The 23,182-nt window shown below is 60.9% G+C and carries 20 protein-coding genes and 2 pseudogenes; 10 read left to right on the forward strand and 12 right to left on the reverse strand.

Annotated elements, in window-relative coordinates; translation table 11 throughout:
• Nucleotides 1-96 precede the first annotated feature (96 nt).
• The 4 genes from NVB75_RS17435 to NVB75_RS17450 all read left to right on the forward strand — a co-directional run bounded on the left by NVB75_RS17435 (nucleotide 97) and on the right by NVB75_RS17450 (nucleotide 2,195).
• Nucleotides 97-618, forward strand: a complete 522-nt coding sequence (locus NVB75_RS17435; RefSeq protein ID WP_258342534.1) for a hypothetical protein — start codon at nucleotides 97-99, stop codon at nucleotides 616-618.
• 124 nt (nucleotides 619-742) lie between these two features.
• A complete protein-coding gene (locus NVB75_RS17440; RefSeq protein ID WP_177046484.1) occupies nucleotides 743-1,201 on the forward strand; it encodes an anti-sigma factor domain-containing protein in 459 nt (152 codons plus the stop codon).
• Nucleotides 1,202-1,623: 422 nt separating this feature from the next.
• The gene (locus NVB75_RS17445) at nucleotides 1,624-1,872 is read left to right on the forward strand and encodes a hypothetical protein (RefSeq protein WP_258342535.1); all 249 of its coding nucleotides are present in this window, start codon (nucleotides 1,624-1,626) and stop codon (nucleotides 1,870-1,872) included.
• Between the two features lie 119 nt (nucleotides 1,873-1,991).
• Nucleotides 1,992-2,195: a hypothetical protein gene (locus NVB75_RS17450; RefSeq protein WP_258348831.1), complete on the forward strand. Its 204-nt coding sequence runs from the start codon at nucleotides 1,992-1,994 to the stop codon at nucleotides 2,193-2,195.
• A gap of 406 nt (nucleotides 2,196-2,601) precedes the next feature.
• On the opposite strand, the gene fdhA is transcribed toward NVB75_RS17450, so the two are convergent.
• The 8 genes from fdhA to NVB75_RS17495 form a co-directional block, all read right to left on the reverse strand.
• Nucleotides 2,602-3,801 (reverse strand): formaldehyde dehydrogenase, glutathione-independent, encoded by a 1,200-nt coding sequence (gene fdhA, locus NVB75_RS17455; RefSeq protein WP_003209194.1) that lies wholly within the window; start codon nucleotides 3,799-3,801, stop codon nucleotides 2,602-2,604.
• Between the two features lie 193 nt (nucleotides 3,802-3,994).
• Complete coding sequence (gene purU, locus NVB75_RS17460) at nucleotides 3,995-4,852, reverse strand: formyltetrahydrofolate deformylase (RefSeq protein WP_003209192.1); 858 nt, start codon at nucleotides 4,850-4,852, stop codon at nucleotides 3,995-3,997.
• A gap of 120 nt (nucleotides 4,853-4,972) precedes the next feature.
• Nucleotides 4,973-5,605: a sarcosine oxidase subunit gamma gene (locus tag NVB75_RS17465; protein ID WP_258342536.1), complete on the reverse strand. Its 633-nt coding sequence runs from the start codon at nucleotides 5,603-5,605 to the stop codon at nucleotides 4,973-4,975.
• A gap of 132 nt (nucleotides 5,606-5,737) precedes the next feature.
• Nucleotides 5,738-8,755 carry a sarcosine oxidase subunit alpha gene (locus tag NVB75_RS17470; protein WP_258342537.1) on the reverse strand — a complete coding sequence of 1,006 codons (3,018 nt, stop codon included), beginning with the start codon at nucleotides 8,753-8,755 and terminating at the stop codon, nucleotides 5,738-5,740.
• Complete coding sequence (locus NVB75_RS17475; RefSeq protein ID WP_177025572.1) at nucleotides 8,752-9,054, reverse strand: sarcosine oxidase subunit delta; 303 nt, start codon at nucleotides 9,052-9,054, stop codon at nucleotides 8,752-8,754. Before NVB75_RS17475 ends, NVB75_RS17470 begins: the two co-directional genes overlap by 4 nt.
• A 15-nt stretch (nucleotides 9,055-9,069) precedes the next feature.
• Nucleotides 9,070-10,320, reverse strand: coding sequence for a sarcosine oxidase subunit beta (locus NVB75_RS17480; protein WP_003209185.1), 1,251 nt, complete (start codon nucleotides 10,318-10,320; stop codon nucleotides 9,070-9,072).
• A gap of 22 nt (nucleotides 10,321-10,342) precedes the next feature.
• On the reverse strand, nucleotides 10,343-11,596 hold the full coding sequence (gene glyA / locus NVB75_RS17485; RefSeq protein WP_258342541.1) for a serine hydroxymethyltransferase: 1,254 nt from the start codon (nucleotides 11,594-11,596) through the stop codon (nucleotides 10,343-10,345).
• A 259-nt stretch (nucleotides 11,597-11,855) separates the two neighbouring features.
• Entirely contained in the window at nucleotides 11,856-12,584 is a 729-nt protein-coding gene (locus NVB75_RS17495) for a conjugal transfer protein TraX (protein WP_258342543.1), read from the reverse strand.
• A 90-nt stretch (nucleotides 12,585-12,674) separates the two neighbouring features.
• On the opposite strand from NVB75_RS17495, the gene NVB75_RS17500 reads away from it, so the two are divergent.
• From NVB75_RS17500 to NVB75_RS17525, 5 genes and pseudogenes are all read left to right on the forward strand, one after another.
• The gene (locus NVB75_RS17500; protein WP_010167499.1) at nucleotides 12,675-13,715 is read left to right on the forward strand and encodes a low specificity L-threonine aldolase; all 1,041 of its coding nucleotides are present in this window, start codon (nucleotides 12,675-12,677) and stop codon (nucleotides 13,713-13,715) included.
• A 183-nt stretch (nucleotides 13,716-13,898) separates the two neighbouring features.
• Nucleotides 13,899-14,099: a hypothetical protein gene (locus NVB75_RS17505; RefSeq protein WP_003209176.1), complete on the forward strand. Its 201-nt coding sequence runs from the start codon at nucleotides 13,899-13,901 to the stop codon at nucleotides 14,097-14,099.
• A gap of 88 nt (nucleotides 14,100-14,187) precedes the next feature.
• On the forward strand, nucleotides 14,188-14,721 hold the full coding sequence (locus NVB75_RS17510; protein ID WP_258342544.1) for a transposase: 534 nt from the start codon (nucleotides 14,188-14,190) through the stop codon (nucleotides 14,719-14,721).
• A gap of 426 nt (nucleotides 14,722-15,147) precedes the next feature.
• A pseudogene (locus tag NVB75_RS17520) lies at nucleotides 15,148-15,249 on the forward strand (transposase); the annotation flags it as partial.
• Between the two features lie 325 nt (nucleotides 15,250-15,574).
• A pseudogene (locus NVB75_RS17525) lies at nucleotides 15,575-15,676 on the forward strand (transposase); the annotation flags it as partial.
• 113 nt (nucleotides 15,677-15,789) lie between these two features.
• Here the strand turns inward: NVB75_RS17525 and gbcB are convergent.
• Complete coding sequence (gene gbcB / locus NVB75_RS17530) at nucleotides 15,790-16,890, reverse strand: glycine-betaine demethylase subunit GbcB (protein WP_258342545.1); 1,101 nt, start codon at nucleotides 16,888-16,890, stop codon at nucleotides 15,790-15,792.
• Nucleotides 16,891-17,174: 284 nt separating this feature from the next.
• Between gbcB and gbcA the strand changes: the two genes are divergently transcribed.
• Nucleotides 17,175-18,470: a glycine-betaine demethylase subunit GbcA gene (gbcA, locus tag NVB75_RS17535; RefSeq protein ID WP_003216945.1), complete on the forward strand. Its 1,296-nt coding sequence runs from the start codon at nucleotides 17,175-17,177 to the stop codon at nucleotides 18,468-18,470.
• 768 nt (nucleotides 18,471-19,238) lie between these two features.
• On the opposite strand, the gene NVB75_RS17540 is transcribed toward gbcA, so the two are convergent.
• Genes NVB75_RS17540 through dgcB form a run of 3 tightly spaced genes read right to left on the reverse strand, consistent with a single transcriptional unit; the run spans nucleotide 19,239 to nucleotide 23,180 of the window.
• Nucleotides 19,239-20,009, reverse strand: a complete 771-nt coding sequence (locus tag NVB75_RS17540; protein WP_258342546.1) for an electron transfer flavoprotein subunit beta — start codon at nucleotides 20,007-20,009, stop codon at nucleotides 19,239-19,241.
• A gap of 10 nt (nucleotides 20,010-20,019) precedes the next feature.
• Complete coding sequence (locus tag NVB75_RS17545; RefSeq protein ID WP_258342547.1) at nucleotides 20,020-21,240, reverse strand: electron transfer flavoprotein subunit alpha/FixB family protein; 1,221 nt, start codon at nucleotides 21,238-21,240, stop codon at nucleotides 20,020-20,022.
• A complete protein-coding gene (gene dgcB / locus NVB75_RS17550; RefSeq protein ID WP_258342548.1) occupies nucleotides 21,240-23,180 on the reverse strand; it encodes a dimethylglycine demethylation protein DgcB in 1,941 nt (646 codons plus the stop codon). The genes NVB75_RS17545 and dgcB overlap by 1 nt, the downstream gene beginning before the upstream one ends.
• Nucleotides 23,181-23,182: the final 2 nt, after the last annotated feature.

Below are 23,182 nucleotides of genomic sequence, written 5' to 3' on the forward strand. Positions count from 1 at the left end.
ATCCGAACTTGATCTACCCCGCTGTCAATATTGACAGTATCTGCAACGCCTCCGCACGCCCACCATGAAGACTCCTATCACGTAAGGGAGTACGACATGAAGCTGATGAACATCGCACTGAACGCGCTGGTATTTTCGACCCTTGTGGGCAATGCCCTGGCAGATGAAATTGCCATGTGCCCGCCCAAGGCAAGTATCAAACCGCAAGAGCCATGGGGGCCGTGGGATATTTTTTATGCCCCCGGCCCTCATAAGGGCATCTGGGTGGGAGAGAACCCCTTTGGCGACGAGAACCTGCTCGAAAAGCTCCACTTCACGGGGGCGCTGTACCGGGATATCAGTTCAGAAGGCAATGCATACGTAGTGTCCTGCGACTACGAGGGTGAAGGCTGGTTCGACTTTTTAAGGATGACCCTCTACTCCTTCAAAGGCTGGGCACCCGTGCCCGGGACAAAATGGGTGGATGAGTCGAAAACGGATGAGAGCAAAGCCAAGGCCGGGGCCTACAAAAAAGCCAAGGAGGTCCAATACTGCTATGCCGATTCCACCGAGCAGCATCCGGAAAAACAATGCGCATTCACGTACAAGGAACTGGTCCTCCCACCCCAGCACCATTGACGGTCGTTCCACAGTTCAGGGCCAATTGACATCACACTGCCCCAAGGTTCAAGACGACAGATGAGGAACCGATCGCCGTTAACTGGGTCCATGAAAGACTACAAAACATGTCAGGAAGAGCCTAATGACTGCGATCAACCCTCAAGTGATTGAGCACAAGCCTTCATTCTGGAACCGTCCACGCCTGTTCATCGGCGCGTGTCTGGTGGTAGTCGCCGGCGTCGGCGGCGCCCTCTACACCCAGGACAGCGTCAAGGCTGCCGCGCTGCTGGTGAACACCACCCAGCAACCGGCCACGCAGATCGTGGCCCACAAGGATTACCTCGAAGTGCAGCCGATTGCCGCTACGGCACCGGCTCCGGACCAAAGCCTGGAGCTGTGGGCGGTTCCGGCTGACGGTACGCCGGTGTCACTGGGCCTGTTGCCGGAAGACGGCAAAGGCATTATCGGCATCAACCCTCGCCAGCAGGAGTCGATCAGCAAGCCGGTGACACTGATGGTCAGCTCGGAAACCAAGGGCGGCTCGGTGAGCAAGCAGCCGACGGGCCCAACGGTGTATCAGGGAGCTTTGGCGATTCGCTGAGTGACCCACGCAGGCAAAGAAGGCGACCCCCGGGGTCGCCTTCTTTTTGCCCGGCGCCCTCAGGTTTTTCGCGGGCAAGCCCGCTCCTACAGTTGATCGTCATTGTGTCGGGAAATGTGTTCGGCATTGCGTCTTGCCTCGGCCAAACAAGGAGGCTTATAGTCCGGCGGTCGTCCACATGGCGATACGGGTTTGGCGACTCGATTGAAATAATGCATGCAAAAGCACCTGTTTCTTTGCAGGTCTTTTTGCACCCGCAAAGCTGCGCTTTATGGCGGCTGTGCGCGGGAGACCTTCGGGTCTGCCGGCTTTGCTTCATTTCACCGGTTCGCCAACCTGCGTACAGCTGCCACCCATTCGTTTGGCGACGGGTGAGTGGTAGCCCCATTATCTGAAATGAGGTTGCACACATGAACCGCTACATGCCCCTAACCGGCCACGACTGCACCGTCCCTTCCCTGCTCATCGACACCCAAACCCCGCTGGACGTGCTCCACGACGCCGCCGCCTACCGCATCCGCGCGGTGACCCAAGTCCTGGAAAACCTCGCGTTTCGCGACACCCTCATCACCGACACCATCGTCCTCAAGGACTTCGCCCTGCTCTGCGCCATACCGCTGCGCGACGGTTGCGATTTGATGGATGTGATCGGTCGGCGGCTGCAGGAGTAGGCATACGCCGACACTTAAGTAGTCCATTTCCGAAACACTAAAACGTCCCTGCACGCGTCTTACCTCGCCTGCAGCGCTTTCTTATAGTCGTGCACCTCAGTCACTTGGAGGTGCACGCGATGCAGGGACCTTACGCATTTATCAATGATCGATCACAGCCTTATCCGCTACTGAAACAACGCCTCTCGCTTAATCCTCATGTTCAAACCAAGTTCGACATCCTTAACCAACATATCCGCAACACCGTGGTGTTACCTGGGCAGCTGGTGATTAATGCTGGGGAGTTGGTGGGTAAAGTTCTCTATCAGGCAGTGGAGTATTGAATGCACTTGGAATACTTTGCGGTGGTCTCATGCGCCCTCCTGCTACTCAGCTTCCCAATCGTCTTTTCTGCCATGTACAAAAAGCTCGATGCCGCTGAGCGCTATATGCAATACAGCACCTTTATAGTCGGATGCAGGCACACGTTTCGTCATAGCCACTTTGAAGGAAGACCGCAACGCGTATTCGCTATGGCAACCGTTATTCTCATTCCGGGAATAATTCAACGCAGGGGTATGGTACTGGTTGAGGACGTTGAACAAATACCACGGCACCTCAAGTATTGGATGGTCATACCAACACTCGTTACCTGCCTCTCGCTTATAGGTATCACCATCACCGGTTTTCTTATAGAAAACTGAAGTTTTATATAAAAAGGGCGACCCTTGGGTCGCCCTTATCTAACGTCTAAGCCGCGCTGAACAACTTGTGCGGATCAATCACAAACTTCTTCGGCACGCCCGCATCGAACTCACCGTACCCGCGTGGCGCGTCATCCAGGCTGATGACTTCCACACCGACGATGTCGGCAATGTTGATACGGTCCCACATGATTGCCTGCATCAACTGGCGGTTGTACTTCATCACTGGAGTTTGCCCGGTGTGGAAGCTGTGGGACTTGGCCCAGCCCAGGCCGAAACGAATGCTCAGGCTGCCCATTTTTGCAGCGGCATCCACGGCACCCGGATCTTCGGTCACGTACAAGCCCGGGATACCGATTTTGCCGGCCACCCGCACCACGCCCATCAACGAGTTGAGCACGGTGGCCGGAGCCTCTGCCTTGGCCCCTTCATGACCATGGCCGCGCGCTTCGAAACCCACGGCATCGACGGCGCAATCCACTTCCGGCTCGCCCAGCAACGCAGCGATCTGTTCGTGCAGCGGGGTGTCTTTCGACAGGTCGGCAATTTCAAAACCCTGGGCCTTGGCGTGGGCCAGGCGGATCGGGTTGACGTCGCCGATGATCACCACCGCAGCGCCCAGCAGGCGAGCGGAAGCGGCAGCCGCCAGGCCCACCGGACCGGCACCGGCGATGTAGACCGTGCTGCCCGGGCCAACGCCTGCAGTGACTGCGCCGTGGTAGCCGGTGGGCAGGATGTCGGAGAGGCAGGTCAGGTCGCGGATTTTCTCCATGGCCTTGTCGCGGTCCGGCAGTTTCAGCAGGTTGAAGTCGGCGTAAGGCACCAGCACGTATTCGGCCTGGCCGCCGGTCCAGTCGCCCATGTCCACATAGCCGTAGGCCCCACCGGCACGGGCCGGGTTGACGGTCAGGCACACGCCCGTGTGTTGCTCTTTGCAGGAACGGCAACGGCCACACGCGACGTTGAACGGCACGGACACCAGGTCGCCGATTTTCAGGTTCTCGACGTCGCTGCCCTTCTCGATCACTTCGCCGGTGATTTCGTGGCCCAGGACCAGGCCGGTCTGGGCAGTGGTGCGGCCGCGCACCATGTGTTGGTCGGAGCCGCAGATGTTGGTGGAGACCACGCGCAGGATGACGCCGTGCTCAATCTTCCTGCCACGGGGGTCCTGCATTTTGGGATAGTCGATTTTCTGTACTTCGACCTTGCCGTTGCCGAGATACACGACACCACGATTACCAGACATGCTTTCACCTCGCTGTTGTTTTTATGGAACCGCGTTGCCCAGGCAGGCAGCGCGTTAAAGTGCTCGGGTACAGATGCTGTTTTGCGTTGTTAGTGATGGCCTCTTCGCGAGCAAGCCCGCTCCCACAGTTGACCGAGTTCTACCTTTGAAATGCGGTCGAATGTGGGAGCGGGCTTGCTCGCGAAGGCGCCCATCAGAGCACCACTGTCCGATTGGCGTTCAAGAACACCCGCCGCTCAATGTGATACCCCACAGCCCGGGCCAGGGTCAGGCCTTCGATATCCCGTCCCTTGGCAATCAAATCTTCCGGATAGTGACTGTGGTCCACCACCTCCACGCCCTGGGCAATGATCGGGCCTTCATCCAAATCGTTGTTGATGTAATGCGCGGTGGCGCCCACCAGTTTCACGCCCTTGTTGTAGGCCTGGTGATACGGCTTGGCGCCCTTGAAACCGGGCAGCAGGGAGTGGTGGATGTTGATGGCTTTACCATCGAGCTTGCGGCACAGCTCCGGCGACAGCACTTGCATGTAGCGCGCAAGAATCACCAGTTCGGCGCCGGACTCTTCGATCACCTGCCACACCTGGCGCTCTTGCGACGGCTTGTCGTTGGGGTCCAGGGGAAAGTGGTAATACGGAATCTGGTGCCAGTCGGCCAGGGGCTTGAGGTCAGGGTGGTTGGAGACCACGGCGACCACGTCCATCGACAGTTGGCCGATGCGCTGGCGGTAGAGTAAATCGTTGAGGCAGTGATCGGCCTTGGAGACCATGATCACCACTTTCGGCCGGTAGTTCGGCGCGGTCAGTTCGAAGATCATACCGAACGCTTCACCGCGAGTGGCCAGGCCATCGCGGAAAGCTTGCTCGTCAAAACCGTCAGGCTGGCGAAACTCCACGCGGATGAAGAAACGACCCGAAAGCCGGTCATCAAACGAGTGGTGCTCGGTGACGTAGCAGCCCTGCTCGAACAGATAGCGGGTCACCGCGTCCACCGTGCCGAGCACGCTGGGGCAGTCGGCGGTCAAAATCCATGTATCGGGTACGCGGCTCATTATTCGTGACTCCTTGATCGTTCCCACGCTCTGCGTGGCAACGCCGCAATGGACGCTCTGCGTCCGCTCTTGGGACGCGGAGCGTCCCGGGATGCATTCCCACGCGGAGCGTGGGAACGATCAGGCCTGGACGCTTAAACCATACTCAGCCGCCGCATCCTGCAACCACAGCCACCAGTAATCCGAGAAGCTGCGACGAATCAGCAGCTCCCAGGTGTCTTCAGCGGTATGGCGAATCACCAGTTGCGACTTGGCGAACACCGTGCCCACCGCCTTGCCCACCGGGAAGCTGTTGGGGTGTACGTCGTAGCTGGTGGATTTCATCAGCACGTCACGCACGTTGGGGCCGCTGAGTTCGAGGATCTGCTGGCCGCCGCTGACGTTGACGATCTGGATATGCAAATCACCCAGCGCCTCGCGCAAACTTTTCTCGGCGGCGAATTCTTCACCGCTCGGCACCACCAGCAGCCACTCATCCGGGCCGAGCCATTGCAGGCTGGTTTCACCCTTGACGATGACTTGCAACGCGCCGGGCAACTCGATGCCCAGGGCTTTGTGCACGCCGGCGGCGAAGGCGGCGTCGTGGCCATCGCCACGAATGGTCAGGTGGCCGAGGAGTTTCTTTTCACGCACGGTCACGCCGGCGTTCTTGCGGCCCTTGCCCACCAGGCTGGCGAGGTCGGCATGGTACAGCGACGACTCGGCCTTGGCTCCGGAGGTGGGGCGTTGCTGGTAAACATTGGCTGCTGTCATAAAGCACCTGTGTTGAATTTGATCGTTCCCACGCTCTGCGTGGGAATGCCGCCATGGACGCTCTGCGTCCGCTCTTGGGGCGCAGAGCGCCCCGGGATGCATTCCCACGCGGAGCGTGGGAACGATCAGGTGTCAGATGTTCTGGCGATCGCCTTTAGGGTCGAAGAACACCGAAGAAACAATCTCCGCCTCGATCACACTCCCATCCGCCAGCGGGGCAAACACCCGCTCGCCGATGCGCTTCAAGCCGCCCTTCACCACGCCCATGGCAAACGAATAACCGAGGGAGTTGTGGGCATAACTGGAGGTGACATGGCCGACCATCTTCATCGGGATCGTCTGCTTGGTGTCGAACACCAGTTGCGCGCCTTCCGGCAGCCACACGTTCGGGTCAATCGGCTTCAGGCCCACCAGTTGCTTGCGGTCTTCACGCACGCAGTCTTCGCGATTCATCCCGCGCCAGCCAATCCACGAGAACGGTTTGGTACGGCCTACACACCAGCCCATGTTCAGGTCGTCCGGGGTCATCGAGCCGTCGGTATCCTGGCCGACGATGATGAACCCCTTCTCGGCCCGCAGCACGTGCATGGTTTCGGTGCCATAAGGCGTCAGGTTGTACTGCTTGCCGGCCTCGACGATTTTCTCGAGCACGCCCATGGCGTAGTCGGCCTGCACGTTGACTTCGTACGACAGCTCACCGGTAAACGAAATCCGGAACACCCGCGCCGGCACGCCGCCCACCAGGCCTTCTTTCCAGGTCATGAACGGGAAGCCGTCCTTGTCCAGGTCGATGTCGGTGACTTCGCTCAACAGCTTGCGGCTGTTGGGGCCGGACAAGGTCATGGTTGCCCAGTGGTCGGTGACCGAGGTGAAGTACACCTTGAGGTCTGGCCACTCAGTCTGTTGGTAGATTTCCAGCCACTGCAGTACGCGCGCCGCGCCGCCGGTGGTGGTGGTCATCAGGAAGTGGTTGTCGGCCAGACAAGCGGTGACGCCGTCGTCGAAGACCATGCCGTCTTCCTTGCACATCAGGCCGTAGCGGGCCTTGCCCACGTCGAGCTTGGTCCAGGCATTGCTGTAGATGCGGTTGAGGAACTCGCGGGCATCCGGGCCCTGGATGTCGATCTTGCCAAGGGTGGACGCGTCCAGCAGGCCGACGCTGTCGCGCACGGCCAGGCATTCGCGTTTCACGGCGGCGTGCAGGTCTTCACCGTTGCGCGGGAAATACCACGGACGCTTCCACTGGCCGACGTCTTCAAACTCGGCGCCGTTTTTCACGTGCCAGGCTTGCAGCGCGGTGTAGCGCACCGGCTCGAAGATATGCCCACAGTGGCGGCCTGCTACTGCGCCGAAGGTCACCGGCGTGTAGTTGGGGCGGAACATGGTGGTGCCCATCTGCGGGATAGTCACGTTCAGCGAACGGGCCGCGATGGCCAGGCCGTTGACGTTGCCGAGCTTGCCCTGGTCCGTGCCGAAGCCCAGTGCGGTGTAGCGTTTGACGTGCTCCACCGACTCGAAACCTTCGCGGGTGGCGAGTTCGATGGCGGCCGCGGTGACGTCGTTTTGCAGGTCGACAAATTGCTTCGGCGCCCGTGCGGTGGCTTTCTCGTGAGGCACCTGGAACAGCGCCAGGGTCGGCTCTTCTAGACGGCTCAAGGCTTTGGGCAGCGTCCCTTCCACCGGCGCGAAACCGGCTTCGCTGGCGGCGCGCACGCCACCTTCAAAACCGTCAGCCAGGGAATCGCCGAGGCCATAGACGCCATTGATCCCACCGACGCACACGCGTTTTTGCGGTGCTTCGCCCGGCACAAAACCGAGGATGTCTTCACGCCAGATCGGCTTGCCGCCCAGGTGCGAGGCCAGGTGAACCACCGGGCTATAACCGCCGGAGCTGGCGACCAGGTCGCAGTCCAGCCATTCGCCGGGGCTGGTGACTTTATGGGCCTTCACATCAATAGCCGCAACGCGGGCGCCAGTGACGTGCTTGCTGCCACGGGCTTCGATCACGGCGCTGCCGGTGAGGATGCGAATGCCTTTGGCGCGAGCTTCTTCAACCAGTGCGCCGCGTGGGTTATGACGCGCATCGGCCACTGCAACTACGGAAAGACCGGCGTCAAACCAGTCCAGCGCCACGCGGTAGGCGTGATCGTTGTTGGTCGACAGCACCAGTTTTTTGCCCGGTGCCACACCGTAGCGCCGCACGTAAGTGGAGACCGCACCCGCCAGCATGTTGCCCGGTACGTCGTTGTTGCCGTACACCAGCGGGCGTTCACACGCGCCGGTCGCCAGCACCACACGCTTGGCGCGAACCCGGTGAATGCGCTGACGCACCTGGCCAATCGGCGCACGGTCACCGAGGTGATCGGTGAGGCGCTCGTGAATGGTCAGGAAGTTATGGTCGTGGTAACCGTTGACGGTGGCGCGAGGCAGCAGTACCACGTCCGGCAGGGATTTCAGTTCAGCAATAACACTGGCAACCCATTCGGCCGCCGGCTTGCCATCGAGGCTTTCGCGGGAGTCCAGCAAGGAGCCGCCGAATTCTTCCTGCTCGTCCGCAATGATCACCCGGGCGCCACTGCGGGCGGCGGCCAAGGCAGCCGCCAGGCCGGCAGGGCCCGCGCCCACAATCAGCACGTCGCAATGACGGTTCATGTAGTCGTAGGTGTCCGGATCGTTCTCGGTCGGAGAGCGGCCTAAACCTGCAGCCTTACGGATGTACTTCTCGTAAGTCATCCAGAACGATTGCGGGTACATGAAGGTTTTGTAGTAGAAACCCGGCGGCATCAGCTTGCCGCCGACCTTGCCGAGAATGCCCATCATGTCGTTGTTGACGCTCGGCCAGCCGTTGGTGCTGGTGGCGACCAAACCCTGGTACAGCGCCTGTTGCGTGGCGCGCACGTTAGGGATTTGCGTGGCTTCGGTAGCGCCGATCTGCAACACCGCGTTCGGCTCTTCGGCACCGGCGGCGAAGATGCCGCGCGGGCGGGAATACTTGAAGCTGCGACCGATAATGTCGACGCCGTTGGCCAGCAATGCAGCGGCCAATGTATCGCCTTCAAAGCCTTTGTAGCTCTGGCCGTTGAAGGTGAAGCTCAGGGCTTTGTTGCGGTCGATGCGGCCACCGTTGGACAGGCGATTGATCTGGCTCATACCTTCTCTCCAGAAGCCTTGGCGGTGAATTGCGGCTGGGTGCCAATCTTGTAGGTTTCAAGAATTTCGTAGGTCACGGTGTCGCGGGTCGCGTTGAAATACTGGCGGCAACCGGCGGCGTGAATCCACAGTTCGTGGTGCAGGCCGCGCGGGTTGTCGCGGAAGAACATGTAGTCGCCCCACTCCTCGTCGGTGCAGGTGTTCGGGTCCAGCGGGCGCGGGATGTGCGCTTGGCCGGACGCGTGGAATTCCTCTTCGGAGCGCAGTTCGCCACAGTGAGGACAGAAGATATGCAACATAGGGAATTTCTCCTGTTAGTGGGCGACGGCCGCAGCGCCGTGTTCGTCGATCAGCGCACCGTTGTGGAAACGGTCGATGGAGAATGGAGCAGCCAACGGGTGCATTTCACCCTTGGCGAGGCTTGCGGCAAACACGTTGCCTGAGCCTGGCGTGGCCTTGAAGCCACCGGTGCCCCAACCGCAGTTGAAGAACATGTTCGGGACCGGGGTCTTGGAGATGATCGGGCAGGCGTCCGGCGTGGTGTCGACGATGCCGCCCCACTGACGGTTCATGCGCACGCGGGACAGCACCGGAAACATCTCGACGATGGCCTGGATGGTGTGTTCGATCACCGGGTACGAACCACGCTGGCCATAGCCGTTGTAACCGTCGATACCGGCGCCGATCACCAGGTCGCCCTTGTCGGACTGGCTGATGTAACCGTGCACGGCGTTGGACATGATCACGCTGTCGATGATGGGTTTGATCGGCTCCGACACCAACGCTTGCAGCGGGTGGGATTCGATCGGCAGGCGGAAGCCCGCCAGGGATGCCATGTGGCCGGAGTTACCGGCGGTCACTACGCCGACGCGCTTGGCGCCGATGAAACCCTTGTTGGTTTCCACGCCGATGCACACGCCGTTTTCCTTGCGGAAACCGATGACTTCGGTCTGCTGGATCAGGTCCACGCCCAGTGCGTCAGCGGCGCGGGCAAAGCCCCAGGCCACGGCATCGTGACGGGCCACGCCGCCGCGCCGTTGCACGGTGGCGCCCATTACCGGGTAGCGGGTGTTCTTGGAGCAGTCGAGGTACGGAATCTCGTCGGCCACTTGTTTGGCGTTGAGCAGTTCGCCGTCCACGCCGTTGAGGCGGTTGGCGCTGACGCGGCGCTCGGAGTCACGGATGTCCTGCAGGGTGTGGCACAGGTTGTAGACGCCACGCTGGGAGAACATCACGTTGTAGTTCAAATCCTGAGACAAACCTTCCCAGAGTTTCATCGCGTGTTCGTACAGGTGCGCCGACTCGTCCCACAGGTAGTTGGACCGCACGATGGTGGTGTTGCGCGCGGTGTTACCGCCGCCCAGCCAGCCTTTCTCGACCACGGCCACATTAGTGATGCCGTGTTCCTTGGCCAGGTAGTAAGCCGTCGCCAGACCATGCCCGCCGCCGCCGACGATGACCACGTCGTAGACCTTTTTAGGGGTCGGCGTGCGCCACATTTTCTGCCAGTTTTCGTGGTGGCTGAGTGAGTGCTTGAAGAGGCCGAAGCCCGAGTAGCGTTGCATAGTCATTACTCCAAAACCGCGCTCAGCGATAAACCGGGAAATCAGCGCACAGGGCGGCCACATGCTTGGCGACGTTGGCCTCCACATCGGCGTCGCCGAGGTTGTCGAGGATGTCGCAGATCCAGCCGGCCAGCGTGAGGCATTGGGTCACTTTGAAGCCACGCGTGGTCACCGCCGGCGTACCGATACGCAGGCCCGAGGTCACGAAGGGCGACTGCGGGTCGTTAGGCACGGCATTCTTGTTGACGGTGATGTGGGCGCGACCGAGGGCTGCGTCCGCGTCCTTACCGGTGAGGCCCTGACGGATCAGGCTGACCAGGAACAAGTGGTTATCGGTGCCGCCGGACACTACATCGTAGCCGCGTTTGATAAACACGCCGGCCATGGCCTGGGCGTTTTCGATCACTTGCTGTTGGTAAGCCTTGAAACCTGGCTCCTGGGCTTCCTTGAAGCACACCGCCTTGCCGGCGATCACGTGCATCAGCGGGCCGCCCTGGGCGCCTGGGAATACCGCAGAGTTGAGTTTCTTTTCAATTTCTTCATTGGACTTCGCCAGGATCAACCCGCCACGTGGACCGCGCAGGGTCTTGTGGGTGGTGGTGGTGACCACATCGGCGTACGGCAGCGGGTTCGGGTACAGACCAGCGGCCACCAGGCCGGCGACGTGGGCCATGTCGACGAACAGCAGCGCACCGACCTTGTCGGCAATCTGGCGAAAGCGCGGGAAATCCAGGGTCTTGGAGTAGGCGGAGAAACCGGCCACGACCATCTTCGGCTTGTGCTCCACGGCCAGGCGCTCGACTTCGTCGTAGTCGATCAGGCCGGTAGCGGTGTCGATGCCGTATTGCACCGCGTTGTAGAGCTTGCCCGAGGACGATACTTTGGCGCCGTGGGTCAAGTGGCCGCCGTGGGCCAGGCTCATGCCGAGGATGGTGTCACCGGCGTTCAGCAGCGCCAGGTACACCGCGCTGTTGGCGGACGAACCGGAGTGCGGCTGCACGTTGGCGTAATCGGCACCGAACAGCTGCTTGGCGCGTTCGATGGCGAGTACTTCGACCTTGTCCACGTGCTCGCAGCCGCCGTAGTAACGCTTGCCCGGATAACCTTCGGCGTACTTGTTGGTGAGGCCGCTGCCCTGGGCTTCCATGACACGCTTGCTGGTGTAGTTCTCTGACGCGATCAGCTCGATATGATCTTCCTGGCGCTGCTCCTCGGCATTCATGGCCGCCAGCAGTGCATCGTCATAACCCTGGATCTGGTCTTGCTTGCTGAACATCGCGTCTCTCCCAGCGGCGGCGGTGCGCCAATCGTATTGTTGGGGCCGCCGCACGACGGAGGGGCCCTTTGATGCGATGGTAGGGCTGGCGCAGAGAGGCCAAATGCCTATGGACGCCACGCAAAGGTGCGTTTACGACATGGCCCCCGGCATTTGTAGGAGCGAGCTTGCTCGCGAAAAACCTGAGGGCGCCGCGCGCATCCAGACAGCCCTCGTAATCGTTGACGTTTTTCGCGAGCAAGCTCGCTCCTACAAGGGGTTAGGCGATGATCTTTCGAAGGAGTAGCAGCAGCAGGAAATGCGCAGGATAAAGCGCATACGCCCAGCGCCGCATGGCCGGCGGCGACACCTGCCTGGCCTGTCGCAACACGACCAATCCGGCCAGTGGCGCAATCAGGCATGTCGCCAATCCCAGCATCGCCACCAGCGTGCCGCTATTGAGCAGGATCTGCCATTGATTGGCAGCCAGGCACACCACACCCGGCAGCACGCTGAAGTACCACGGCCGGCGAAACACCAGCAGCATCGCCAACGGCAGCAGCACACCAAAAAACCCGAACATCAACTGAGCCGAAAACAACCCCGCCAAAACCAGCGCGATCAACGCCAATCCTCGATCAATGACAGCCTTCTGCTGCCATCCCCGGGCAACCAGCAAACCCAGCGCCAGGGTCGGCAGCACGTTCAGCGTATCGGCGTCGTCAATGAACATCCGGTACGGCACTTCACTGACCACACTGAACAGCAGCAACCAGCCCAGATAGCGCCACTGCCCCGCCACCGGCGCGCCCTTGACCCGATGCAGATTCGCCGCAATCGCCAGGCAAAACCACGGGAACGCCAGGCGACCCGGCACATACAGCCCGTCCAGGCTCAAACCGACATACCGCAGGTGGTCCAGCACCATACTCAGCAGCGCCAGCCACTTGAGCAGGTCCAGGGCGCCATCGCGGACGCGGCTTACAGGAACGCGTTCAGAACCGTGCATAATTCCCCAATGACTTTGCATTAACAGTGCGTGCGCCCGCCCGACAATCTTGGGTAAAGTGCGCACCAACATCGACCACAGGACTGGGCCATGACCGACAAGAGCCAACAATTCGCCAGCGACAACTATTCCGGCATCTGCCCGGAAGCCTGGGCCGCCATGGAACTCGCCAACCAGGGCCATCAACGCGCCTATGGCGATGATGAATGGACCCACCGCGCCGCCGACGGTTTCCGCAAACTGTTCGAAACCGACTGCGAGGTGTTCTTCGCCTTCAACGGCACCGCAGCCAACTCCCTGGCGCTGTCCTCCTTGTGCCAGAGCTACCATAGCGTGATTTGCTCGGAAACCGCCCACGTCGAAACCGACGAATGCGGCGCGCCGGAGTTTTTCTCCAACGGTTCCAAGCTGCTCACCGCCCGCACTGAAAACGGCAAGCTGACCCCGGAGTCGATCCGCGAGATCGCCCTCAAGCGTCAGGACATCCACTACCCGAAACCCCGCGTCGTAACGCTGACCCAGGCTACCGAAGTCGGCAGCGTCTACACCCCGGAAGAAATCCGCGCCATCAGCGTCACCTGCAAGGAACTGGGGCTGAACCTGCACATGGACGGCGCACGCTTCTCCAACGCCTGCGCATTCCTCGGCTGCTCGCCGGCCGACCTGACCTGGAAAGCCGGCGTCGACGTACTGTGTTTTGGCGGCACCAAGAACGGCATGGCCGTGGGTGAAGCGATCCTGTTCTTCAACCACAAGCTGGCCGAAGACTTCGACTACCGCTGCAAACAGGCCGGGCAGCTTGCCTCAAAGATGCGCTTCCTCTCCGCCCCGTGGGTGGGCCTGCTGGAAAACGACGCCTGGCTCAAACACGCCCGCCACGCCAACCACTGCGCGCAATTGCTCAGCAGCCTGGTGGCGGATATTCCGGGGGTGGAGTTGATGTTCCCGGTGCAGGCCAACGGCGTGTTCCTGCAACTCTCGGAACCGGCGATTGCCGCGCTGACGGCCAAGGGCTGGCGCTTCTACACCTTCATCGGCAAGGGTGGCGCGCGGTTCATGTGTGCGTGGGATACCGAGGAAGAGCGCGTAAGAGAATTAGCCGCCGATATCCGGGAAGTAATGAGCGCCTGAAGTAGTCATCGGGCCCTCAGATAATGGCGAAATGCCGAGACTGTTTTTTTGATATTTCTGACAGCAACCAACTCCGCTTTCATTGACTAGCCTCTTGAAACCCGAAAGGAAAAGGCCGCCTTTCGGGACTAACCGCCAGCCGAATAATCGGCCGGAAACGGAAATCCAGCAGAGGGCAATACCATGGAAGCGCAACGCTACGGAAACAACTTGCTAGGCGAAGGCACTATCAGCACTACGGTCATCGACTGGGACGAATTCAGAAAATCCGCGAAAATCGGTGACACCATCAGCGAACCGACGAGAACATTGCGGATCACTGACAAAGTCTATGAACTGACAGCATCAGGCCAGCACTTCGTCGTGCACATCTACGCCCAATAACCTCTAACTGACCGTTCCCACGCTCTGCGTGGGAACGCCTCCCCGGACGCTCCGCGTCCAGGCCACACCACGGTTCAAGGACGAATTGATGGGCAGAAGCCGCTACACCATTACCGAACCTGAAAAACCACACCTCCTGACATGCACCGTCATGGAATGGATACCGCTATTTACCCGCGACTACCTCGTCGGCCACTTATTGAGTTGCTGGCGATATCAACAAACCCACGAACATCTCAATCTCTACGGCTACGTCGTTCTCGAAAACCATCTGCACTTCGTCGCTCAGGCACCAGACCTGGGTAAATGTGTCAGCCAGTTCAAATCCTTCACCGCCCGAACCATCATTGACGACCTGCAGAAACGAGGAGCGGAGCGAGTGTTGCAGCGTTTGCGTTTCAGCAAACGGGCGCATAAAACGGACCGGATTTATCAGCTATGGCAAGAGGGGTCACACGCCGAATTGGTGTACAGCGAAGCGGTGATGCGCCAAAAGCTTGATTACATTCACCACAACCCTGTAAAGCGAGGTTATGTGGACTTGGCCGAGCACTGGCGGTATTCCAGCGCTCGCAACTATGCAGGACAGGATGGCCTGATTGAGATTCAGCGCTGGGCCTGATCGTTCCCACACTCTGCGTGGGAATGCAGCCCGTGACGCTCCGCGTCACACAGCGGGACGCCGAGCGTCCAAGGACTTGGCCGAGCACTGGCGGTATTCCAGCGCTCGCAACTATGCAGGACAGGATGGCCTGATTGAGATTCAGCGCTGGGCCTGATCGTTCCCACACTCTGCGTGGGAATGCAGCCCGTGACGCTCCGCGTCACACAGCGGGACGCCGAGCGTCCAAGGACTTGGCCGAGCACTTGCCGCGTTCCAGCGCCCGCAACTATGCGGGACAGGACGGCCTGATTGAGATTCAGCGCTGAGCCTGATCGTTCCCACGCTCTGCGTGGGAATGCAGCCCGTGACGCTCCGCGTCACACAGCGGGACGCGGAGCGTCCAAAGAGGCATTCCCACGCGGAGCGTGGGAACGATCGACCACTGTGAAGCGGGGTTATGTGGACTTGGCCGAGCACTGGCGGTATTCCAGCGCTCGCAACTATGCAGGACAGGATGGCCTGATTGAGACTCAGCGCTGGGCCTGATCGTTCCCACGCTCTGCGTGGGAATGCAGCCCGTGACGCTCCGCGTCACACAGCGGGACGCGGAGCGTCCAAAGAGGCATTCCCACGCGGAGCGTGGGAACGATCGACCACTGTGAAGCGGGGTTATGTGGACTTGGCCGAGCACCTGCCGCATTCCAGCGCCCGCAACTATGCGGGACAGGACCCCTGATTGAGATTCAGCGCTGAGCCTGATCGTTCCCACGCTCTGCGTGGGAATGCAGCCCGTGACGCTCCGCGTCACACAGCGGGACGCGGAGCGTCCAAAGAGGCATTCCCACGCGGAGCGTGGGAACGATCGACCACTGTGAAGCGGGGTTATGTGGACTTGGCCGAGCACTGGCGGTATTCCAGCGCTCGCAACTATGCAGGACCGGATGGCCTGATTGAGATTCAGCGCTGGGCCTGATCGTTCCCACGCTCTGCGTGGGAATGCAGCCCGTGACGCTCCGCGTCACATAGCGGGACGCGGAGCGTCCAAAGAGGCATTCCCACGCGGAGCGTGGGAATGATCAGGTGGGGTCAGAACTCGATGCGCACATCGCCCTTGGGCACGCTGCAGCACGACAGGATGTAACCCTCGGCTTCGTCTTCCTCGGTGATCCCGCCGTTGTGGTCCATCTCGACCTCCCCGCCCAGTTTCAGCACCTTGCACGTTCCGCAGATCCCCATGCCACAGGCTTTCGGAATCAGCAGGCCAAGCTTGGCTGCCGCCGCGTGCACGGTCTCGCCCGGTGCCACGCGGATGCTCTTGCCAGAGGCAATGAATTCCACCTGATGCAGGTCCGCGAGGTCGATTTCCGGCGCATCCGCCGCTTGTTCGGCTTGCTCCACCGCGTCGGCCCGGGCTTCCGGTGGCGTCGCGCCGAAGGATTCCTCGTGGTAGCGGCTCATGTCGAAGCCGGCGGCTTCCAGCAGGCGCTTTACCGCGTTCATGTAAGGCGTCGGGCCACAGCAGAAGACTTCCCGCTCCAGGAAGTCCGGCACCATCAGTTCGAGCATCTTGTGGTTCAGGTACCCGCGATAACCGGCCCAGGGCTCACCCAGGCCGTGTTTTTCGCAAATCAGGTGCAGGCTGAAGTTATCAATCCGCGACGCCATGTGCTCCAGCTCGCGGTGGTAAATGATGTCTTTCGGCGAGCGGGCGCTGTGGATAAACGTCATGTCGACGTTGGCGTTGGTGTCGTAGTACCAGCGCGCCATGGACATGACCGGCGTGATTCCGACGCCACCGCTCAGATACAGGACTTTCGGGTTGCTGAAGTCGATGGCGTTGAACAGACCCACCGGCCCGTGCACCGCCAGCTCCTGGCCTTCATGCAGCGTGTCGTGCAGCCAGTTGGACACCTTGCCGCCCGGCACGCGCTTGATGGTCACCGAAAAGCTGTAAGGCACCGACGGCGAGCTGGAAATAGTGTACGAACGCATGATCGGCTGGCCGTCGATTTCCAGCTCCAGGGTGACGAACTGCCCGGGCTTGAAAAAGAACAGGATCGGCTGGTCGGCCATAAAGCAGAAGGTGCGCACGTCCCAGGTTTCCTGGATGACTTTGACGCAACGGACGATGTGCCGACCATTGGCCCAGGTCTGGGTTGTTACCGGGTTCAGGAAGCTGTTGGACATGCTGTTCTCCATAGCCGTGTGATCGGCCTTATGGTGGCGATTCTGCGTAACGCGCGAATCACCCATTTACCTATCTGCGACATTCACATACTTATCGCGACCAGCCCCCATGCCACGGGGATTGCGCGTCGGGAACAGAGTGGGCCATGTCGTTCATGGATAAGGTTCTGGCCGTTGTGGGGCCCACACTCGCTCCCAACAAAGACGCTTTCTTTACGCCTTGCTGCAAAACCTGATCAGCCACTATTCGCCGGCCACACAGAATGGCCATGAGGACACACACGATGGACGTCACCGCAACCTTAAGCTTGGGCGATCCGCTGGAACCCGCACGCAAGGCCACTGCGCAAATGCTGCAAGAACGCGAGCGCACCTTTTCGCTGCCGCAGCCGTTTTACTCTGATGAGCGGCTGTTCGATATCGACATGCAGGAAATTTTCCAGAAAGAGTGGTTGATCGCCGGCATGACCTGCGAGATCCCGGCCAAAGGCAACTACATCACCCTGCAAGTGGGCAAGAACCCGATCATCGTGATCCGTGGCGCCGATGGCGTGGTGCATGCGTTCCATAACGTGTGCCGCCACCGCGGTTCGCGCTTGTGCACCAGCGACAAGGGCAAGGTCGCCAAGCTGGTGTGCCATTACCACCAGTGGACGTATGAACTGGACGGCCGCCTGCTGTTCGCCGGTACCGAAATGGGCGCCGACTTCGACATGAAGCAGTACGGCCTCAAGCCGGTAAACGTGAAGACCGCTGGTGGCTACATCTTTATCAGCCTGTCGGAGAACCCGCCGGCCATCGACGACTTCCTGTCGACCCTGAGCCACTACATGGAACCCTACGACATGGAAAACACCAAGGTGGCGATCCAGACCACCTTGTTTGAAAAAGCCAATTGGAAGCTGGTGCTGGAAAACAACCGCGAGTGCTACCACTGCAACGCGTCACACCCGGAACTGTTGAAAACCCTGCTGGAATGGGACGACGTCACCGACCCGCGGGCCGACCAGGCCTTCAAGGACCACGTGGCCGCCTCCGCCGCCGCCTGGGATGCCGAAAAGATCCCTTACGCCCACGCGAGCTTCGGCCTGCGTAACCGCATCGTGCGCATGCCGCTGCTCAAGGGCACCGTGTCGATGACCCTCGACGGCAAGCAAGGCTGCAACAAGCTGATGGGCCGCATCAAGAACCCGGACCTGGGCTCGATGCGCATCCTGCACCTGCCGCACTCGTGGAATCACTGCATGGGCGACCACATCATTGTGTTCACCGTGTGGCCGATCAGTGCCCAGGAAACCATGGTCACCACCAAGTGGATCGTGCACAAGGACGCCGTGGAAGGCGTGGATTACGACGTCGAGCGCATGCGTAAAGTGTGGGACGCCACCAATGACCAGGACCGTCGCCTGGCCGAAGAGAACCAGCGCGGCATCAACTCCACCGCGTACCAGCCAGGGCCGTACTCCAAGACGTATGAGTTTGGTGTGGTCAACTTTGTGGACTGGTACAGCGAGCGGATGCTGAGCAATCTGGGGGCGGCGCCAGCGCCGTATCTCAAAGGTGTAGCGGTCCACGAGTAAGCCATACACTGACAGGGACCTGAACTGTACAAAAAACAGCCAGGTCTCTGACAGCCCCCTGCTTTCCTGCCTTCCAGCCATTGCCCAACAACTTATCCACAAAGCCACCCACAGCAATTGTGGGCAACTGCGCTTTCCCTTCGAAATAAAACCAAGAAAATCCGTGACTTATTCAAAGGTACCGGTTTTATCCCACATTGATCGTTTTTTAACCTAAAGCCTGAAAGCCACGTTCTGCAAGGGCTACAGAGGAACGCAAACACCTTATCCACAGAAGCGCCAACAGACTTTGGGGGCAACTTTGGACCATCTGTGGAAAACCGGCTTAAACCGAGCAAAATCGCGGCTTTGAGAGCAAAACTCAGCTGGAATGGCGATATTGGTTACATTTTAACCAACGCACTGTAAGCCACGCGTTATATGGCCTACAGCGGATAGCGAACATCTTATCCACAGAAGCACCAACAGACTTTGGGGGCAACTCTGTACTGGGCATTTTCCTTATCCACAGAAAAACCCAAGGAAAAACCGTCAGTTAGGCTGGTTGTTTTTCGTACAGCGAGCTGGAGGGCTTGATTTGCATGGGGTGTGGACAGCCGCGAACAGGTTATCCACAGGTGGGTTAACAGGGATTGTGGGTAACCTAACAAGCGCCGCAAACAATGTGGGAGCGGGCTTGCTCGCGAAGGTCGTTAACGATGACGTGCGCTTTCTGGATGAACGCGGCGCCCTCGGGCTCTTCGCGAGCAAGCTCGCTCCTACAAGGGTTTAGCGCACTACGCCTTCTTCTATGAGCAACTTGAGAATGGCTTCCGCACCGGCCTCAGGGCTAACACCCTTGAGCACCTGCCCACCGCCGCCGCTGGCCTTGGCCGTGGCGGCCTTCATCCGGTCGGCGCCGCTCTTGGCCTTGATCACCTTGAGGCGCTTGGGTCGAGGCTTGGCCGGCTGCAGCACAGCGCCTGTGAATAACTCATCGTCCAGCACCTGCACGTCGTGGGCTTCCAGCACCCCGCGCTGAGCCGGGCCGTAGGCGCTTTGCCGTGGTTTGGGCGCGGCGTTATCCACCGTGGCCAGAAACGGCAGGCGCACCTTCAGGCGCCGCCGTTGGCCACGAGGCAAGGCTTGCAGCACATGGGCCACGCCGCCTTCGATGGATTCCACCTGGGCCAGGCCGACAATCAGCGGCCAACCCAGTTGTTCGGCCAGCAGGAACGGCAACATTCCCGAGCCTTCGCCGGTTTCCGCCTGGCTGCCGGTGAGCACCACCTGGGCGCCCGCGTCCCGCAGATAGTCACCCAGTACCGGCAAGGCATCCGCCCCGGCTGGTTGCTCAAGGACATGCAACTGCGGCAAGCCCATACCCAGGTAAGCACGCAGGGTCGGTTCTCCGATGTCGCCGGCGTGCAGCACTTGCAGGTTATCCCCAGCCAGTTGCAGGCCCAGTTCCACAGCGCGCGCATCTTGCTCGGCGCGGCGTGGGCGGCCTGAAGTCGGGTGGGCGCCGATGGACACCAGGCTGATTACATTCGTCGTCATGGCCATTTCCTTAAGCCGCATCGCGCTTGGCGCCGTTGCGGTAGGCCTCGACCGCAACGATCAAGGCTTGCAGAATCGCGGCGCTTTCGCCGATCACCGACAAGTCGGCACGCTTGATCATGTCGCAACCCGGGTCGAGGTTGATGGCCACCACCTTGTCGCAGGCACCAATGCCTTGCAGGTGCTGGATCGCCCCGGAAATCCCCACCGCCACGTAAACCCGCGCGGTGACCCAGGTACCGCTGGCACCGACCTGGCGATCCCGAGCCATGAAGCCGTCGTCCACCGCCACCCGCGAGGCGCCTTCTGTAGCGCCCAACGCGGCAGCAGTCTGGTGGAACAGTGCCCAGTCCTTGACCCCGTTGCCGCCCGAGAAGATGAACTCGGCTTCGGCCATGGGAATTGCCCCCGGGTCCACGGCCACCGCGCCCAAATCCTCAATGCGCGGCAAGCTGCGGGCCAGGCTTGTGGATAACTCCACCGGCAACACTTCGTGACGGGTATCGCTGACAGGCTCGGCGCATTCCGCCGCTGCCAGGATCATGCGTGGCAGTGGCCGGGCCAGGTCTTGCTGGCCGGCACCCGCACGGCCAATACATTCCTGGCCCTTGATCTGCCAGACCCGTGTGGCCGGGCGCTCCTTGAGGCTTGCGGCAAAGCGCCGGCCCAATTCCCCGCCACCGCTGCGACTGTCCGGCAGCAACCAGTGGCGCGGGTTGAACTGGTTATCCACAGCCCGCAGGCCCTGGACCCGTTGCTCCGGTGAATAACCCTCGAACTCATGCCCGTCCAGCACCAGCAACCGATCCACACCGGCGGTGGCAAAGGCGCCTTCCTTGTGTTCGCCGAACACCACGGCCAATACCGCACCGTCGTCGCCGGCCAGTTGCCGGGCCAGGCCCAGCAAGTCGCGGTCGTGGCTGCTCAGGCGGCCGCCGACCATGTCCGGCACCACGTTGATATAGAACGCGGGGGCTGCCACCTGATGCAGCGGCAATTGCACTTCCACCGCTGCCGTACGCTTGGCCGCGCCGCCCTGCTGGGCACCGCTGCGGTCAATACGCTTGATGCCGTTGGGGCCGATAAAACCGACGCCATGCACGTTCTTGCGGATGACGCCGTTAGGCCCCATCCAGCTGTGTTGCACCGGCTGCATGGCGGCGTGCAGCGGGTGCAGGCGGTTACGGGCGATCCATTCGGCCCGCGGGTCGCGGCGGATAATATCGCTCATCAATGCACCTCCGCAGGTTCGCGTTTCGGGGTCTTGACCGGTGCGGCGTCTTCGAGCAACGCGTCGGCCACCAGTTCGGCGATGTCCTTGATCAACGGACGCGGCTCAACCACGCCTTCCAGCATTGCCGTGCACTGTGGACACCCCACGGCCACCAGCTCGGCGCCGGTTTCGCGGATGTCTTCCATGCGCATGTCGGGAATCCGCTGCTTGCCGGGGATGTCGGTGATCGGCGCCCCGCCACCGCCGCCGCAGCAGCGGGAACGGAAACCGGAACGTTGCATTTCCTTGACCTCGATCCCCAGCGCCCGCAGCACTTGGCGCGGAGCTTCGTACTCGCCGTTGTAGCGGCCCAGGTAGCACGGGTCGTGATAGGTCACGCTGTTGCCTTTGTGCTGGCCCAGGTTCAGGGCGCCGGCGTCGATCAGTTCGGCCATGTAGGTGCTGTGGTGCTGCACGAGGTAGTTGCCATCGAAGGCGCCGTATTCGTTTCTCAGCACGTGGAAACTGTGGGGGTCGCAGGTGACGATGCGCTTGAAGCTGTACTTGGCCAGGGTCTGGATATTGCGCGCGGCCAGCAGCTGGAAGGTGGCTTCATCGCCCAGACGCCGGGCCACGTCACCGCTGTCACGCTCTTCAAGGCCCAGTACGGCAAAGTCGACCTTGGCCGCTTTCAGGACTTTGACGAACGAACGCAAGGTGCGCTGGTTGCGCATGTCGAAGGCGCCGTCGCCGACCCAAAAGAGTACGTCGACGGTTTTCTTGTCGCTGAGCAAGGGCAGGTTCAAATCCGCCGCCCAGTTCATCCGCCCGCCAGGTGCAAAACCGCCGGGGTTGTCGGTGGCGATCAGGTTTTCCAGGACTTCGGCGCCTTTGTTCGGGGTCGCGCCTTTTTCCAGGGTGAGGTGGCGGCGCATGTCGACGATGGCGTCCACGTGCTCGATCATCATCGGGCACTCTTCCACGCAAGCGCGGCAGGTGGTGCAGGACCACAGGGTTTCCGCATCCACCAGGCCGTTGACGATTGGCTGGTGCGGGTTGCCACTGTGTTCGCCGATGGCTTTGCCAGGGTAAGGGCTGCCGGCGAACTTGGCGTCGGTGCCACCGGCCAGGCCGACCACCATGTCCTGGATGAGTTTTTTCGGGTTCAGCGGCTGGCCGGCGGCGAACGCCGGGCACGCGGCTTCGCACTTGCCGCACTGCACGCAGGCGTCGAAGCCGAGCAGTTGGTTCCAGGTGAAATCCACCGGCTTTTCCACACCCAGGGGCGCGGTTTTATCGGCGAGGTCCAGAGGCTTCAAACCGGTGGAACGGCCACCACCGAAACGCTCGGCGCGGCGGTGCCAGGCCAGATGCAAGGCACCGGCAAAGGCGTGTTTCATCGGACCGCCCCAGGTCATGCCGAAGAACATCTCGGACACGCCCCACAGCACGCCCAAGCTCAGCAAGGCGGCGAGCAGCCAGCCGCCGAAGTTCGCCGGCAGAATCCCGGCCACCGGCAAGGTCACCAGGAAGAAGCTCACCGAGAACGCCATCAGGCTTTTCGGCAGGCGCATCCACGGGCCTTTCGACAGGCGCGCAGGTGGATTGCGACGACGCAGGTAGACGAACGTGGCGCCGACAAACATCAGCACTGAGGCCAGCAGCAAGGCGTAGCCGAGGATGCGGTTATGCAGGCCGAAACCGTGCACCAGGATCGCCAGCAACGCTGAGAGCACAAAGCCCAGGGCGGTGGCGACGTGGGTGTTGGCGATGTATTTGTCGCGGGCGACCACATGGTGCAGGTCGACCATGTAGCGCTTGGGCATGGCCAGCAGGCCGCCGATCAGGTCGACTTTGGAGGAGCGGCCGCGGCGCCACATGTTCACCCGGCGCAAGGCGCCGAGGACGGCAAGGCCCAGGGCGGCGAAGAGCAGGATGGGAAGAAGGGTGTTCAGCATGG

This window comes from Pseudomonas sp. CBS (assembly GCF_024734645.1).
Classification (GTDB): Bacteria; Pseudomonadota; Gammaproteobacteria; order Pseudomonadales; family Pseudomonadaceae; genus Aquipseudomonas.

Bases quoted from the DNA above. Each gene is read 5' to 3' on its own strand.
- NVB75_RS17435 (WP_258342534.1), top strand. From the start codon at position 97: ATGAAGCTGATGAACATCGCACTGAACGCGCTGGTATTTTCGACCCTT.
- NVB75_RS17440 (WP_177046484.1), top strand. From the start codon at position 743: ATGACTGCGATCAACCCTCAAGTGATTGAGCACAAGCCTTCATTCTGG.
- NVB75_RS17445 (WP_258342535.1), top strand. From the start codon at position 1,624: ATGCCCCTAACCGGCCACGACTGCACCGTCCCTTCCCTGCTCATCGAC.
- NVB75_RS17450 (WP_258348831.1), top strand. From the start codon at position 1,992: ATGCAGGGACCTTACGCATTTATCAATGATCGATCACAGCCTTATCCG.
- fdhA (WP_003209194.1), bottom strand. From the start codon at position 3,801: ATGTCTGGTAATCGTGGTGTCGTGTATCTCGGCAACGGCAAGGTCGAA.
- purU (WP_003209192.1), bottom strand. From the start codon at position 4,852: ATGAGCCGCGTACCCGATACATGGATTTTGACCGCCGACTGCCCCAGC.
- NVB75_RS17465 (WP_258342536.1), bottom strand. From the start codon at position 5,605: ATGACAGCAGCCAATGTTTACCAGCAACGCCCCACCTCCGGAGCCAAG.
- NVB75_RS17470 (WP_258342537.1), bottom strand. From the start codon at position 8,755: ATGAGCCAGATCAATCGCCTGTCCAACGGTGGCCGCATCGACCGCAAC.
- NVB75_RS17475 (WP_177025572.1), bottom strand. From the start codon at position 9,054: ATGTTGCATATCTTCTGTCCTCACTGTGGCGAACTGCGCTCCGAAGAG.
- NVB75_RS17480 (WP_003209185.1), bottom strand. From the start codon at position 10,320: ATGCAACGCTACTCGGGCTTCGGCCTCTTCAAGCACTCACTCAGCCAC.
- glyA (WP_258342541.1), bottom strand. From the start codon at position 11,596: ATGTTCAGCAAGCAAGACCAGATCCAGGGTTATGACGATGCACTGCTG.
- NVB75_RS17495 (WP_258342543.1), bottom strand. From the start codon at position 12,584: ATGCACGGTTCTGAACGCGTTCCTGTAAGCCGCGTCCGCGATGGCGCC.
- NVB75_RS17500 (WP_010167499.1), top strand. From the start codon at position 12,675: ATGACCGACAAGAGCCAACAATTCGCCAGCGACAACTATTCCGGCATC.
- NVB75_RS17505 (WP_003209176.1), top strand. From the start codon at position 13,899: ATGGAAGCGCAACGCTACGGAAACAACTTGCTAGGCGAAGGCACTATC.
- NVB75_RS17510 (WP_258342544.1), top strand. From the start codon at position 14,188: ATGGGCAGAAGCCGCTACACCATTACCGAACCTGAAAAACCACACCTC.
- gbcB (WP_258342545.1), bottom strand. From the start codon at position 16,890: ATGTCCAACAGCTTCCTGAACCCGGTAACAACCCAGACCTGGGCCAAT.
- gbcA (WP_003216945.1), top strand. From the start codon at position 17,175: ATGGACGTCACCGCAACCTTAAGCTTGGGCGATCCGCTGGAACCCGCA.
- NVB75_RS17540 (WP_258342546.1), bottom strand. From the start codon at position 20,009: ATGACGACGAATGTAATCAGCCTGGTGTCCATCGGCGCCCACCCGACT.
- NVB75_RS17545 (WP_258342547.1), bottom strand. From the start codon at position 21,240: ATGAGCGATATTATCCGCCGCGACCCGCGGGCCGAATGGATCGCCCGT.
- dgcB (WP_258342548.1), bottom strand. From the start codon at position 23,180: ATGCTGAACACCCTTCTTCCCATCCTGCTCTTCGCCGCCCTGGGCCTT.